We start from the raw sequence: 13,892 nt of genomic DNA, 5'->3' as shown, positions 1-13,892 counted from the left end.
GGCGGCTGGAGGCCCCCGGATGCAGGCATGGCGAGTGCACACGAACGGCGAACCGCGTGAGGTCATGCGGCTCGAACAGACACCAGATCCGGAGCCAGCCGCCGGAGAGGTACGGCTGAGGGTCCTGGCCGCCAACGTCAACTTCCCCGACGCGCTTCTGTGCCGTGGTCAGTACCAGCTCCGGCCACCCCTGCCCTTCACGCCGGGGGTGGAGATCTGCGGTGAGACCGAGGACGGTCGGCGTGTCATCGCCAACCCCCGTCTTCCGTTCGGCGGATTCGCCGAACACGTCACCGCCGAAGCGGCGGCGTTGCTGCCGGCACCCGAATCCCTCGATGACGCCGAGGCGGCTGCGCTCCACATCGGCTACCAGACCGGCTGGTTCGGACTGCACCGTCGGGCACACCTGGAAGCGGGCGAGAGCTTGCTGGTGCATGCCGCGGCCGGCGGCGTCGGCAGTGCCGCCGTGCAACTGGGCAAAGCCGCCGGGGCGACGGTCATCGGCGTGGTCGGGGGTGCGGAGAAGGCCGCGGTCGCAGCTGGTCTCGGCTGCGACCTGGTGATCGACCGGCGCACCGAAGACGTCGTCGCACGGGTGAAGGAGTTCACCGGGGGACGAGGCGTGGACGTGGCCTACGACCCCGTGGGCGGCGCCGCGTACACCCAGTCGGCGAAGAGCGTGGCCTTCGAGGGGCGCATCGTGGTCGTCGGCTTCGCCAGCGGCACGGTGCCCACCCCTGCCCTCAACCACGCCCTGGTGAAGAACTACTCGATCCTGGGGCTCCACTGGGGCCTGTACAACACCCACGACCCCGTGGCGGTCCGCGTCTGCCACGAGGAGTTGACCAAGCTGGCCGCGCAGGGGGCCCTACGACCTCTGGTGAGCGAACGCGTGCCGTTGGAAGGTGCAGCTGACGCGGTACAGCGGGTCGCGGACGGCCACAGCACAGGTCGGATCGTGGTCCTGCCCCCTCTGGGCGGCTCCCGTTGACCGCGCAGAACACCCTCGACGCGCAGGACCTGCGCCACCGCACCAAGGAGTTGCTGGTCGCTCATCCGCCAGCCAGGACGGATCGGGCCACCTTCCTCCAGGCCCGGTTCGACGCCGGACTCGCCTGGGTGCACTATCCGCGCGGTCTCGGGGGCCTCGGCGCCCCCCGCTCCCTCCAGCGGGTGGTCGACGCCGAACTCGAAGCTGCCGGAGCACCCGACAATGACCCCCGTCGGATCGGCATCGGGTTGGGGATGGCCGCACCCACCATCCTGGCCTATGGAACCGAGGAGCAGAAGCGACGCTTCCTGCGCCCGCTCTGGCTCGGGGAGGAGGTGTGGTGCCAGCTCTTCAGCGAGCCCGGGGCGGGTTCCGACCTGGCCGCTCTTGGCACCCGCGCGGTCTTGGAAGCGGACGTCTGCGGGGGCGACTGGATCGTGGACGGGCAGAAGGTCTGGACCTCGGGGGCCCATGCCGCGCAGTGGGCCATCCTTGTCGCCCGCACCCACCCCGAACTGCCCAAGCACCAGGGCATCACCTACTTCCTATGTGACATGTCAGACCCTGGTGTGGAAGTACGCCCGCTACGCCAGATCACCGGTGAGGCAGAGTTCAACGAGGTGTTCCTCACCGGCGTACGCATTCCCGACGCCCATCGACTGGGCGAAGTCGGGCAAGGGTGGCAGGTCGCTCGTACCACCTTGATGAACGAGAGGGTCTCCATCGGCGGGGCGCGCCTGCCGCGCGAGGGTGGGATGATCGCTTCCGTCGCCCGGACCTGGCGCGAACGCCCTGACCTGCGCAGCCACGATCTGCATCAGCGCTTGCTGACCCTCTGGGTGGAGGCGGAGGTCGCACGCCTGACCGCCGAGCGGCTGCGCCAGCAGCTCGCGGCCGGTCAACCCGGGCCCGAGGGCTCCGGCATGAAGCTCACCTTCGCCCGACTGAACCAGGAGATCAGCGGACTGGAGCTGGAACTGTGCGCCCAGGAAGGCCTGTTCTACGAGGACTGGACCATGCGCCGGCCTGAGGGCGTCGACTTCACCGGACGCGACCCCGCCTACCGCTACCTGCGCGCCAAAGGCAACTCCATCGAGGGCGGCACCTCGGAGATCCTCCTCAACATCGTCGCCGAGCGGGTCCTCGGCTTGCCGTCCGAACCCCGTGAAGACAAGGACGTTCCCTGGAAGGACCTGGCTCGTTGAACCGGAACCCGATGGCCGACACCACCGCGCCCGATGCCGCACCGGACCTCCTCTACTCCGAGACGGAGAACGAACTGCGCGCAGCTGTAAGGGCATTGCTGTCCGAGCGTGCTACTCCCGCCAAGATCCTCAGCCGCGTTGAGGGTGATCGCCCGCATGACCCGGCGTTGTGGCAAACCCTCGCTGTGGAGACCGGTACCGCCGGTCTCCTGGTGCCCGAGCAGTGGGGCGGCCAGGGGGCAACGCACCGGGAAGTCGCTGTCGTCCTGGAGGAACTCGGCCGAACCGTTGCTCCCACGCCGTACCTGACCTGCGCTGTCCTCGCAGCACAGATGCTCCTCGGCTGCGACAGCGCCCGCCCGGCCGTCGTGGGCCACCTAAGGGAGTTGGCCTCAGGCGAGTCGGTGCACGTCCCGGCCATCCCGCTGACGACCGCTCCCACCGCGGAGCCGAACCCGGTGGTGCGGGACCTCGGTGGCGGCGTACTGGAAGGCACCATCACGGGTGTGGCCGATGCGGTGGCCGCGGACGTGCTGCTGGTCCTCGCGGACAGCGGGCTCCACGCGGTGGCGGCTTCAGCCGCTGTGATCACCCCGCGGACCTCCCTTGACCTGACCCGACCGCTCGCCACCGTGCAATTGAAGGGGGCCCGGGGTGTGCTGCTGGCAGGACCACGGACCGGCCGCTCGGCGGTCTCGCGAGCCTTGCTGACGGGCTCCGGGCTCCTGGCCTCCGAACAACTCGGCCTGGCAGAGTGGTGCTTGGCTGAGACAGCTCTCTACAGCAAGCAGCGTCATCAGTTCAACCGGCCTGTCGGTTCCTTCCAGGCGGTCAAACACCGGTTGGCCCAGCTGTGGCTTGAGGTCGCTTCCGCTCGGGCAGCGGCGCGCAGCGCCGCGGACGCGCTGGCCACAGCCAGCCCCGGTGCGTCGCTCGCGGTCGCGGTCGCCCAGTCCTACTGCGCACAGGTGGCTGTTCACGCGGCAGAGGAGTGCATCCAACTGCACGGAGGCATCGCGATGACCTGGGAGCACCCTGCCCACCTCTACCTCAAGCGGGCGAAGGCCGATGTGCTTGCCCTGGGAGCGCCCGGCCGCCACCGGGAGACCGTGGCGGGCCTGATGGCACTACCCGCTCCATGAGCGGGGCACGCTCTTGGGGCTGCGCGCCCTTCGGGGTGTTAGTCCGGTCCCGTGGACAGGCGCCCCTCAGCTCCGCTGCAGTCCTCCTGCACGAAGGAGTTGGGCTTGGCCTGGCCTGATTCGCTGGCCCAGGCCGTCCCTTCAGGTCCCGGCCGGACCCGCGCGCCTGGAATAGCACGTGGCCGCGCTGTCGGCAGATCCAGGACCGACGAGCGAGCCCTCCGGCGCCTTCGGGTGCACGGCGCCGGAGGGCTCGGGCTGTCCTGCGAGCACAGCTGCGGGTTGCTTCTCCTGACGGGGGATGGGCAACAGTCGTCCCCCGGTTCGCGTCCCGATTCGTCAACTCGCAGCTGGTGTCTGGCAGGAGCGGGACTTCGTGCTCGAAAGCACCCCGGCCAGGACGTGCTCCTCAGGGCTGTCCCGCCGGGGGCTTGCTCCCCTGATGCGTGCAGCCCGAGTGCGTGACCGGCCGATTAGTACGGCACCCGTACCAGGAGCTGCTCCTGCCACAAGAGGAACGCAGCTCGTGGCGCTCAACGGTCAGGGGCTGGGGTCCGTCGGCAGGCATCTGAAGGTGCTCCGTGAGGCGCGGCTCGTCGAGCGTCGAAGGGCGGGGTGTTCGGTGCTCTACCACCGCACCGAAGTGGGCGAGCTCCTGGTGACGACCTCGGGCTGATTCCTCCCGATGGAGGGCAAGGCCGATCCATGCGGTTTAATTGCGACTAGTTTGCAATAGCGTTTGATTCGGGACAGCCCGCTGGCTCCCCAGGCTCCAAGGATGTGCACTGCATGACGGCCCGATCGGCAAGAGGGGCGGTCGCCACGGCGCTCGTCCTCGCACTCGTCACGAGCGCGGGGGCGTGTTCGCGCTCGGATGGGGGCGGTGCTGCGGCTGTTGGGGGTCGCAAGGACTCGGTGGTGGTGGGTATCGCCCATGAACCGGAAACCCTGAGTCCACTCCTTGGGTACGGCAAGGACGGCAACTCCAAGATCTTCGACGGCCTGTTGACCCGTGACGCGCAGATGAAGCTCCAGCCGGCCCTGGCGACGGCGTTGCCCCGGGTCTCGGCGGACAGGCTCACCTACACCTTCACGCTGCGTCGCGGTGTGAAGTTCAGCGACGGCGAGCCCTTCGGTGCCAAGGACGTCGTCTTCACCTACCGCACCATCTTGGACAAGGGCACGAACAATCCGTCGAAGACGGAACTCGACGCCGTCGAGCGCGTCGAGGCGCGGGGCGAGGGCGAGGTGGTCTTCACGCTCAAGTACCCGTACGCACCCTTCGCCGAGCGGACCGTGCTGCCCATCGCGCCCGAGCACATCGCCGCACGGCAGAACGTCAACAGCGGTGATTTCTCCACCAGACCGGTCGGCACCGGCCCCTACCTGCTGAGCACCTGGAGCAAGGGGGAGAAGCTGGGCTTCACTGCCAACCCCCACTACTGGCGAGGCGAGCCGGCGGTGCGGAAGTTCACCATGGCGGTCATCAAGGACGATGACGTGCGTGCCACCCGACTGCGTTCCGGCGAGCTCGACGGAGCCGTTCTGCCGCCCAATCTGGCGTCCGGGTTCCGTGGGCACGGCAGGGTGACGTACGCGGCGAAGTCCTTCGACTATCGGACGGTTACTCTCCCGACACACAACAAGGTCACTGGTGACATTGCAGTGCGAAAGGCGCTGGATGTGGCTGTGGACCGCCAGGCGATGGTCGACTCGATCCTCGAAGGAGCGGGCAAGCCCGCGTACGGTCCCGTTCCCACCGACAGCCCGTGGTTCACCCCCGGCACCGAGCGGACCCGTGATCTGGATGCGGCCAAGAGGATTCTGGACGCCGCCGGTTGGCAGCCCGGCAAGGACGGTGTGCGTGAACGAGACGGGCTGCGTGCCTCCTTCCCGCTCTGGTACCCCAGTGGTGACGAACTACGTCAGGACCATGCACTGGCCTACGCCTCGGACGCCAAGAAGGTGGGCATCGAGATCAGGACCGAGGCCGGTGCCTGGGAGGCCATCGAACCGCGGATGAGGACCGATGCCGTGCTGGCCGGCGGGGGATCACCGGCGGACCCGGACTTCGACCAGTACCAGTTGCTGACCACTACGACATCGTCCAACGCGAGCTCCAGAAGAACCCCGGGTACACCTTCCTCACTCATATCGACCATCTCTACGTCATGAACGACTCCTGGCGGGGCCTGACCACCCAGGTGGAACCACACGACCACGGCCTGGCAACCGGGCCGTGGTGGAACGTGGAGGACTGGCAGCCCGACCCCGAAGCCGCCGCGAAGACTATGCGGACGCCCGGGACATGACGCATCGCCTCCCCTGGGGGGCGATGGCACGGATGGCGGGGCGACGAACCCTGTTCGCCGCCCCTGTCCTCGTGGTCGTCACCTTCGGCGTGTTCGCCCTGGCCGCTCTGTCCCCCCTCGATCCCGTCAAGGCGTACGCAGGAGCCGCAGGGCTCAGCTCCTCACAAGCCGACCTCGATCAACTGCGTGTCAACCTCGGCCTGGACCAGCCCGTGATCAGACGGTGGCTGGGTTGGGTCAACGCTGCCGCGACGGGAGACCTCGGTCACTCCACCGTGCTGAGGCAACCTGTTGCCGAGGTCATCGCCGAACGCCTGGGCTGGTCCTCCCTGCTCGCCGCCACCGCCTTCGTCCTCGCCCTCACCTGCGGGACGCTCCTTGGCGTCACCGCCGCCCGCAACCCCGGCGGCTGGCTCGACCGGCTGACCTCCGCCGTCACCTACACCCTGGAGGCCTCACCCGTCTTCTGGGTCGGGCTGCTGGCCATCTGGTTCTTCGCAGTGCACATGGACGTACTGCCCGCAGGCGGGCTCACCGATCTCGATAGCGATGGCATTACGACAGCACAGGTGACATCCCACCTTGTTCTCCCTGCCTCGGTGCTGGGCATCTCCCAACTGCCCTGGTTCTTCTTCTACGTACGCCAGGGAGTGGCCGACGCCCTCGAAGAGGACTCTGTCCGGGGCGCCCGCGCCCGTGGCCTGAACCAGTGGACCGTCCTGCTACGCCACGCCCTGCGCTGCGGAATGCTTCCTATGCTGACGCTCATCGGCTCCCGAGTCCCAGAGCTGATCACGGGGGCCCTGTTGGTTGAGACCGTCTTCAGTTGGCCCGGCATAGCCGCAGCAACCGTCCAGGCCGCGGTCTCCGTGGACTTCGCGCTGCTGGCAGCCCTGACCGTACTGGCCACCGCTGCCGTACTCGCCGGCAACCTCCTGTCAGACCTGCTGTACGGCCTCGCGGACCCGCGAGTGGGTTTCGATGGCTGAGCCCACTTGGCGCCCGGCCGGGCGCAGCCTTCGCAGCACCCACACCCTGCGGGTCAGCGCGTCAGCCGCGGTCATGGGTCTCCTCGTGCTCGCCGTGACGCTGGTACCACCACTGGTCCCGTTCGACCCTGAAGCCGTCGACCTCGCGGCCAGGCTCCAGCCGCCCTCCTGCGTGCATCCCTTCGGTACCGACGGGCTCGGCCGCGACCTCCTCCTGCGCAGCACCCATGGTCTGAGGATCTCCCTGCTCGTGGGAGTGGTCGCCGCAGCGGTGGCGACCCTCCTCGGCACCGCCGTGGGAGTGGCAGCCGCCGCCCGGGGCGGGTGGACCGACCGGCTCCTGATGCGTGCCGTCGACTGCCTCTCCGCCGTTCCCCACCTGCTGCTCGGCATCTTCATCGTGGCTCTCTTCCGCCCCGGCCTGTGGCCCGTGGTGGCCTCCGTCGCAGTGACCCACTGGCTCTCCACGGCGCGGATCGTCCGTGCCGAAGTGCTGACCTTGCGGACGCGCCCCTTCATCGACGCAGCCATCTCCGGCGGCGCCTCGCGCACGCGCGTGGCCGTCCGACACTTCCTGCCCGCCGTACTGCCTCAGGCCGGCCTCGCCGCGGTGCTCATGGTGCCGCACGCCATGTGGCACGAGTCGGCGCTGTCCTTCCTCGGCCTCGGCATGCCCGCCCACCAGCCCAGCCTCGGCACCCTGGTGCAGGACGCCAGGGGGCCGCTCCTCGCCGGCGACTGGTGGCCCACCCTCTTCCCCGGTCTCCTCCTGATCCTTCCCGCTCTCGCGCTCGCGGGCCTGGCCAGCGCCTGGCGCGAAAGGATCAACCCGCGACGCCGATCGGAACTGATGCTGTGACCCCTCCCGAACAGGACCAGACACACCGAGGCGCCGCCCCGCCGCACTCCAGCGGGCCGCGCCGTACCCAGTCGCGGAGCACTCAAGGGGCGTCGCCGACCCACGAGGGCCAATCTTGCGTCCTGTCGGTCCAAGGACTGTCCGTGCGCTTTCGCGCGGCTGGTGGGCGCCAGGTCGCTGCCGTCACCGACGCCCGGTTCGATCTGGCCGCCGGCGAGTGCCTTGCCCTCGTCGGGGAGAGCGGCTGCGGGAAGTCGGTACTGGCCTCCGCGCTCCTGGGCCTGCTACCGCGCAACGCTGAGGTCGCCGGCCGGGCCGTGCTCCAGGACGGCCTTGACCTGACCACCGCAGGGGAGCGCATCCTCGCCCGCACGGTACGAGGCCGGCGCGTCGGACTGGTGCCGCAGAGCCCCGCGACCCACCTCACGCCGGTGCGCACCGTGCGCGCCCACATGAAGGAGACGGTCCGGGCCCTGACCGGCGTTCGCAGGGCGGGACTTCGGCCTGCCGTCGAAGCCGCCGCCACGCGAGCCGCCTACCCCCTGGACCACCTGGACCGCTACCCGCATGAGCTCTCCGGTGGTCTCGCACAGCGTGCGGCCACCGCCTTGGCCCTGGTCGGCGAGGCGCCCTTGCTCATAGCCGACGAGCCGACCACGGGTCTGGACCGCGATCTGGTCGAGCGCACCGTCGACGAACTGCGTACGCACGCGGACCGTGGCCACGGGCTACTGATGATCACCCACGATCTCGCTGCGGCAGCTCGGATCGCCGACAACGTGGCGGTGATGTACGCCGGTCGCATCGTGGAGATATCCAAGGCGCACCGCTTCTTTGGTGACCCCGGTCCACGTCACCCCTACGCCCGCGCGCTCCTCGACGCCCTGCCCGAGCGAGCCTTCACCCCGATACCCGGAACCCCGCCGCCGCTCACCTCACTCCCTTCCGGTTGCGCCTTCGCTGAGCGGTGCCCGAGAGCGGACACCCGCTGCGTCACGCGACCCGAGTTCGCCGGAGATCTGGCCTGTCACCATCCGGAGCAGCCACGTGCTTGAACTCACCGACGTCACGGCCGGATACGGCCCCAAGGACCCGGTGGTGCGCGGCGCGAACCTGAGGCTGGCGCCGGGCACCTCACTGGGGCTCCTGGGCCCCAGCGGCTGTGGAAAGTCCACGCTGGCCCGGGTCTCAAGCCTGCTCCATGAGCCCCAGCACGGCAGGGTCGTACTCGACGGCGTCCCCGTCAGCCGCTGGCGCCACCACGCACCGCGCTCCCAACGCACTTGTGTTGGAGTGGTCTTCCAGCAGCCCCGCACCTCGGTGGACCCCCGGCTTCGGCTACGGGACCTGATCGCAGAACCCCTGCGTGCCGTCGGACGACGCGCCGAAGCCCGCCGTGCGACGTCGGAGTTGAGCGATCGAGTGGGCCTCGGAGCGGACCTCCTCAACAGGCGACCGCACGAAGTCAGTGATGGCCAGTTGCAGCGAGCCTGCCTGGCCCGGGCTTTGGTGCTCCGTCCCCGTTTGCTGGTGTGTGACGAGATGACGGCGATGCTGGACGCCTCCACGACCGCGGCACTGGTCGGTGTGGTCGAGGAGTATCGGGGCGAAACGGGAGCTGCACTCCTCGCGATCGGCCATGACCGGGTGTTGTTGCAACGTTGGTGTGAACGTACTGCCCATTGGAGCGAGATCACGACCCCTTGAGGGTCACGTCCGCTGGAGTGGTGTATCGACGGCCACTCGGTGATCTCGCCTTTGAGGCTATGCGGTGAGTTCGGTCGGGATGGTGGTTTCGTTGGTTTCTGACTCGATCGGGTGGAGTCGGGCCTTGGCGAGGAGTTCGCGGCCCATGTAGCGGCGGGCTTCGGTCCATTCGTCGTTCTGCTCGGCCAGGACCGCTCCGACCAGGCGGATCACGGCGGTGCGGTCGGGGAAGATCCCGACGACGTCGGTGCGGCGGCGGATCTCCTTGTTCAGCCGTTCCTGCGGGTTGTTCGACCAGATCTGCTTCCAGATCTCGCGTGGGAAGGCGGTGAAGGCCAGCAGGTCGTGCTGGGCGGCGTCCAAGTGGGCTGCGGCTTTGGGGAACTTGGCTTCCAGCGCGTCCAGGACGTGTCGCATCTGGGCCTTCACCGCGTCGGTGTCGGGCTGTTCGAACACGGTCCGCAGGAGCGTGGCCACCCACGGCTGGGCCGATTTGGGGACCTGGCTGAGCAGATTCCGCGCGTAGTGGGTGCGGCAACGCTGCCAGGACGCGCCGGGAAGGGTGGCGCCGATCGCGTCGACGAGGCCGGCGTGGGCGTCGGAGACGACGAGCTGGACGCCCGTGAGGCCGCGGGCGATCAGGGAACGGAGGAAGGCGAGCCAGCCGGCGCCGTCCTCGGCGGTCGCGACGTCCAGGCCGAGGATCTCGCGGTGTCCGTCGGCGTTGACGCCGACCGCGATCAGCGCGTGGACGTTGATGATGCGGCCGCCTTCGCGGACCTTCTGGGTGAGCGCGTCGACCCAGACGAACGAGTACGGGCCGGCGTCCAGTGGCCGGTTGCGGAAGGCTGCGACCTGTTCGTCCAGGTGCTTGGCCATCGCGCTGACCTGGGACTTCGACAGCTGGGTGACGCCGAGGGACTCGGCGAGTTTCTCGACGCGTCGGGTGGAGACGCCGAGGAGGTAGGCGGTGGCGACCACGGAGATGAGGGCCTGTTCGGCTCGGCGGCGGCGCTCCAGGAGCCAGTGCGGGAAGTAGCTGCCCTGCCGCAGCTTGGGGACGGCGAGCTCGACGGTCCCGGCGCGGGTGTCCCACTCGCGCGGGCGGTAGCCGTTGCGGTGGTTGACGCGTTCCTCGCTGACCTGCCCGTATTCGGCGTTGCAGAGCGCGTCGGCCTCCGCTGACATGAGCGCGTCGGCGAACGTTTTGATCATCGCGCGCAGCAGATCGGGACTCGCCGCAGCGAGGTTGTTCTCGGCGAGGGCGTGCAGGGGCAGACTGTCTGGTGCGGTCATCGTGCTGATCTCCTTCGAGGCTTCGACACTTCGAAGATCAGCCGGTGGCCGTTCGTCTATGCGGGCCTCACCCCGACGCCGGAGCAAACCCCCGGATCAGGTTCAGCCCGTACACCACTTCCCAGGACGCAACCCCCTTGAGGCGCAAGGGCGGTTCGTGCTCTCCAGACCCAGTGCGAGGTGGGGAAGGGCCGTTCGACACTCGTTCGGCGGACAGGCCGATCCTCCGAAAGGCCCGCGCATCACGTCAGGATGGGGCGCCGACGAGGAGGACACCGATGGCCCTTTCCATTTCAGCGGTCCTACTGCTGCTCATTCTCATGGTCGTTTTTCTGCGGAGCGGCGGACTGAAGGTCGGTCATGCCCTGGTGTGCATGCTCCTTGGATTCTTCCTCGCCAGTTCCAGTATGGCTCCGACCATCGAGGACGGGCTCGCGGCCACGGCTCACGTGGTGGGAAGCCTCAACCCCTGAGGGGTCGGCCCGGGGGCCTATCTCAGCGCTCGGCCAGCACCGCCCGGATCACATGCCGGGCGTTGTGTGCCATCGCGGGATTGGTCTTTCGATAGTGTGCCAGCGCGACCAATGCCTGCGAGAGTGTCCGGCCGCGGCCCCGGGTCCAGGTCGCCTCGTCCACGGCCAGCGCATCACGGAAGGCTTTCCTGGCGGCGGGCGGTAGGAGGTTCCACGCGGGGAAGAGGTCGCAGGACGGATCTCCCCGCCCTGCGCAGCCGAAGTCGATCACCGACGTCAACCTGCCGCCCACGACCAACAAGTTGCCCGGCATCAGGTCGGCGTGCAACCAAACCGGCGGACCGCCCCACTCGGGAACCCGCAGGGCGTCCTGCCACACCGCGGCCACGGCGTCACAGTCCACACCCTCATCAGGGATCTGACGCAGCTCCTCGATCGCCGCACGGGTCTGCGCGTCGAGCGAGGCCAGCGGTCCGCCGCGGTGGGCCCGGGGCGCATCCGAAAGAGAGATGCTCCGCATGGCCGCCACGAATGCGGCCAGGTCCTTGGCCAGCAGGAGGGGCTCTTCAAGTGCTTCAGCTTCGGGGTGAGCTCCTGTAAGCCATCCGTAAACCGACCACCGCCACGGATAGCCATGGGCCGGCTGCCCGGCTGCGAGAACCTGCGGGACGGATGTCGGCAGGTGCGGTGCCAGGCGGGGCAGCCAGTGCTGCTCCGTCGACACGTCCGCTGCTCCGCCCGGCACCAGCGGCAGTCGCACGGCCATGTTCTCACCGAGTCGGTACATGGCGTTGACCGTGCCGGAGATCGGACGCCGTCCCACGGTGAGCCCAGCCCACTTGGGGAACTGCCCTGCGATCAATCGCCGCACGAGGTCGTCGTCAATCGGTGGCATACCAGCGTGAACCTGCCCAGCGGTCATGACGGCAGTTGATCACCGTCCACCTGGGGGCGTCAAACAAGTTTCCAGCGGGCTCCTTCAAGCGACACGCTGCCGAACGACCGTACGTTTGCGGCTTGTTGAAGAGGTGAGGAGTCGAGTCGGTGAAATAACCGCTGTCGCAGTCGACTTCGCCCGATCACATCAACAGCGCTCATTCCAAGCTGGCATGGTAGAGGGGACTTGCAGCACGGTTCGGTCTCCCGTGGGGCTGCCGCTCGGGGCCTCATGCGGGCGCTGGCTGCTGCGGGCGGCCTGGACGGCATGCATCTGAGCCCACAGATCCGACGCACGTACATGGACACCTCAGGCAACCGGTTCTAACGTCGGGCAGCGGTGCGCACCGACCGGCTGCGGAGGGACCGTCCATGCTGCCCAGACCGCCCTACTGCGCCGTTCTGCCGGTTCTGCTCGCGCTGGCGGCGCTCCATGCGAGCTTCGCAGGCTCGACCACGATCCCGCAGACGGCTGGTCACCGCCTCGTGCGGGCGTACGAGGGGAGGTCTGTAGCACCTTCGCCCCTCGCCGGCCAGGCTCCGCCTCAGCACCCCTACCTTGCTCCCAACGGCCGTAGCGGGATGCACGCGGACGCCGCGGGCAGTGGCACTTATCCCCACTCGGGCCCGCTCGGACGTGACCCGCAGGTCACCAGTCGCCGCATCGCGAGAGCGGGGGGCGAATGCGCCACGGCTGCCTTTGACCGCAAGGGGCTCCTGCTGACGGTCTGCGGAACCTTCGGCGGCTTCCGGCTCGAACTGTTGGAACCCCGCTCGCTGTCCGTGCTCGCGGAGTACCGCTTGCCGCAGCGCGCGTCCACCATCGCAGCGCTCACCACGCTCGACCCGGAGAAGATCTTCAAGGACACCTCAGGAGGAGCCTACTTCTACCTTGACGACCGCGACCGGGTGGTCCTCGCCGACTCCCGTCAGCACGTGCTTCGTATCGCACACCGACAGGATCGGTCAGGGGAGTGGGAGTTCGTCGTCGACGACGACTGGGACCTGACCTCCCGGGTACCGCACGACTGCGTGAGGTGGACCCGGCTCCGTCCGACCGGACCCTGCGATCCCATCACGTCCGTCATGCCGGACTGGGACGGGCGCATCTGGTGGGTGACCCGTCAGGGCAGGGTGGGCACCTTGGATCCGAGGAGCGGGCGCATCCGCGTCACGCGGTTGGCGGGGGAGGAGATCCAGAACTCCTTCTCGGTGGCGCAGGACGGTGTTTCCATCGTTACGGACCACGCCCTCTACAGTTTCCGTGCCGACGCCGAGGGGATACCCGAGATCCTGTGGCGCTACCCCTATGACCGTGGCACCGGGACCAAACCCGGTTCGGTCAACCAGGGTTCGGGCACCACCCCCGATCTCTTCGGTGACGGCTACGTGGCCATCACCGACAACGCCGACGAGAGGATGAACGTGCTGGTCCTGCGACGGGGTGTGCACGTGAGCGCGCGAGATCGTCTGGTGTGCAAGGTGCCGGTTTTCGGCCTCGGGGCTTCGACCACCGACAACTCGATGGTCAGTTGGGGCAACAGCCTCGTCGTGGAGAACAACTATGGCTATCGCAACCTGTTTTCACTCCTCTTCGGCCGCACGGTGATCGGCGGAGCTACTCGCATCGATGTGCGAGAGGACGGTGGCGGTTGTGACACCGTCTGGGAGAGCGAGGTCCGATCTCCCTCCACGGTGCCCAAACTCTCCACCACCAACGGGCTGCTCTACTTCTATGAGAAGGAACCCAACTCCCGCGGCATCGATGCCTGGTACCTGACTGCCGTTGATTTCCGCACCGGAGAGCGCAGATGGCGCCAGCTGACCGGTACGGGATACGCGTACGACAACAACTGGGCTCCCATCACCATCGGTCCCGACGCCACCGCATACGTAGGCGTCTTCAACGGCATCGTCGCCGTCCGCGACGGTCGTTGAACGCGACGGTATGCCGAGGCGCCCGGCCCGGATCTCGCCCGGGC

The 13,892-nt window shown here is 68.4% G+C and carries 12 protein-coding genes and 2 pseudogenes; 12 read left to right on the top strand and 2 right to left on the bottom strand.

Going from position 1 to position 13,892, the window contains the following annotated elements; all coding sequences use genetic code 11:
- Positions 1-19 precede the first annotated feature (19 nt).
- The 10 genes and pseudogenes from ACFYMC_RS09470 to ACFYMC_RS09425 all read left to right on the top strand — a co-directional run bounded on the left by ACFYMC_RS09470 (position 20) and on the right by ACFYMC_RS09425 (position 9,205).
- Positions 20-991: an NADPH:quinone oxidoreductase family protein gene (locus ACFYMC_RS09470; protein WP_388521303.1), complete on the top strand. Its 972-nt coding sequence runs from the start codon at positions 20-22 to the stop codon at positions 989-991.
- A complete protein-coding gene (locus ACFYMC_RS09465; protein ID WP_388521300.1) occupies positions 988-2,196 on the top strand; it encodes an acyl-CoA dehydrogenase family protein in 1,209 nt (402 codons plus the stop codon). The genes ACFYMC_RS09470 and ACFYMC_RS09465 overlap by 4 nt, the downstream gene beginning before the upstream one ends.
- 11 nt (positions 2,197-2,207) lie before the next feature.
- A complete protein-coding gene (locus ACFYMC_RS09460; protein WP_388521403.1) occupies positions 2,208-3,338 on the top strand; it encodes an acyl-CoA dehydrogenase family protein in 1,131 nt (376 codons plus the stop codon).
- A gap of 517 nt (positions 3,339-3,855) precedes the next feature.
- Positions 3,856-4,014, top strand: a pseudogene (locus ACFYMC_RS09455) (transcriptional regulator); the annotation flags it as partial.
- Positions 4,015-4,127: 113 nt separating this feature from the next.
- On the top strand, positions 4,128-5,513 hold the full coding sequence (locus tag ACFYMC_RS09450) for an ABC transporter substrate-binding protein (RefSeq protein WP_388521297.1): 1,386 nt from the start codon (positions 4,128-4,130) through the stop codon (positions 5,511-5,513).
- A pseudogene (locus ACFYMC_RS09445) lies at positions 5,435-5,650 on the top strand (ABC transporter substrate-binding protein); the annotation flags it as partial. The gene ACFYMC_RS09450 and the pseudogene ACFYMC_RS09445, both read left to right, overlap by 79 nt.
- On the top strand, positions 5,647-6,639 hold the full coding sequence (locus tag ACFYMC_RS09440) for an ABC transporter permease (RefSeq protein WP_388521295.1): 993 nt from the start codon (positions 5,647-5,649) through the stop codon (positions 6,637-6,639). The pseudogene ACFYMC_RS09445 and the gene ACFYMC_RS09440, both read left to right, overlap by 4 nt.
- The gene (locus tag ACFYMC_RS09435) at positions 6,632-7,498 is read left to right on the top strand and encodes an ABC transporter permease (protein WP_388521292.1); all 867 of its coding nucleotides are present in this window, start codon (positions 6,632-6,634) and stop codon (positions 7,496-7,498) included. Before ACFYMC_RS09440 ends, ACFYMC_RS09435 begins: the two co-directional genes overlap by 8 nt.
- A gap of 122 nt (positions 7,499-7,620) precedes the next feature.
- Positions 7,621-8,553 (top strand): ABC transporter ATP-binding protein, encoded by a 933-nt coding sequence (locus ACFYMC_RS09430; protein ID WP_388521400.1) that lies wholly within the window; start codon positions 7,621-7,623, stop codon positions 8,551-8,553.
- Positions 8,546-9,205 (top strand): ABC transporter ATP-binding protein, encoded by a 660-nt coding sequence (locus ACFYMC_RS09425; protein ID WP_388521289.1) that lies wholly within the window; start codon positions 8,546-8,548, stop codon positions 9,203-9,205. Before ACFYMC_RS09430 ends, ACFYMC_RS09425 begins: the two co-directional genes overlap by 8 nt.
- Before the next feature lie 57 nt (positions 9,206-9,262).
- Here the strand turns inward: ACFYMC_RS09425 and ACFYMC_RS09420 are convergent, their stop codons facing one another.
- Positions 9,263-10,501 (bottom strand): IS256 family transposase, encoded by a 1,239-nt coding sequence (locus ACFYMC_RS09420; protein ID WP_388521286.1) that lies wholly within the window; start codon positions 10,499-10,501, stop codon positions 9,263-9,265.
- A 278-nt stretch (positions 10,502-10,779) separates the two neighbouring features.
- Between ACFYMC_RS09420 and ACFYMC_RS09415 the strand changes: the two genes are divergently transcribed.
- Positions 10,780-10,974: a hypothetical protein gene (locus tag ACFYMC_RS09415; protein ID WP_388521283.1), complete on the top strand. Its 195-nt coding sequence runs from the start codon at positions 10,780-10,782 to the stop codon at positions 10,972-10,974.
- Between the two features lie 22 nt (positions 10,975-10,996).
- Here ACFYMC_RS09415 and ACFYMC_RS09410 read toward each other — a convergent pair whose 3' ends face one another.
- Positions 10,997-11,896, bottom strand: a complete 900-nt coding sequence (locus ACFYMC_RS09410; RefSeq protein WP_388521280.1) for an aminoglycoside phosphotransferase family protein — start codon at positions 11,894-11,896, stop codon at positions 10,997-10,999.
- A gap of 386 nt (positions 11,897-12,282) precedes the next feature.
- On the opposite strand from ACFYMC_RS09410, the gene ACFYMC_RS09405 reads away from it, so the two are divergent.
- Positions 12,283-13,848: a hypothetical protein gene (locus tag ACFYMC_RS09405; protein WP_388521277.1), complete on the top strand. Its 1,566-nt coding sequence runs from the start codon at positions 12,283-12,285 to the stop codon at positions 13,846-13,848.
- The last annotated feature ends 44 nt before the right edge of the window (positions 13,849-13,892 follow it).

Origin of the sequence: Streptomyces sp. NPDC006879 (genome assembly GCF_042869595.1) — a bacterium.
GTDB lineage: Bacteria > Actinomycetota > Actinomycetes > Streptomycetales > Streptomycetaceae > Streptomyces.
This window is presented reverse-complemented; position numbering and strand designations above follow the sequence as displayed.

Coding starts and splice junctions, on each gene's coding strand:
- ACFYMC_RS09470 (WP_388521303.1), top strand. CDS start 20: ATGCAGGCATGGCGAGTGCACACGAACGGCGAACCGCGTGAGGTCATG.
- ACFYMC_RS09460 (WP_388521403.1), top strand. CDS start 2,208: ATGGCCGACACCACCGCGCCCGATGCCGCACCGGACCTCCTCTACTCC.
- ACFYMC_RS09450 (WP_388521297.1), top strand. CDS start 4,128: ATGACGGCCCGATCGGCAAGAGGGGCGGTCGCCACGGCGCTCGTCCTC.
- ACFYMC_RS09440 (WP_388521295.1), top strand. CDS start 5,647: ATGACGCATCGCCTCCCCTGGGGGGCGATGGCACGGATGGCGGGGCGA.
- ACFYMC_RS09435 (WP_388521292.1), top strand. CDS start 6,632: ATGGCTGAGCCCACTTGGCGCCCGGCCGGGCGCAGCCTTCGCAGCACC.
- ACFYMC_RS09420 (WP_388521286.1), bottom strand. CDS start 10,501: ATGACCGCACCAGACAGTCTGCCCCTGCACGCCCTCGCCGAGAACAAC.
- ACFYMC_RS09415 (WP_388521283.1), top strand. CDS start 10,780: ATGGCCCTTTCCATTTCAGCGGTCCTACTGCTGCTCATTCTCATGGTC.
- ACFYMC_RS09410 (WP_388521280.1), bottom strand. CDS start 11,896: ATGACCGCTGGGCAGGTTCACGCTGGTATGCCACCGATTGACGACGAC.
- ACFYMC_RS09405 (WP_388521277.1), top strand. CDS start 12,283: ATGCTGCCCAGACCGCCCTACTGCGCCGTTCTGCCGGTTCTGCTCGCG.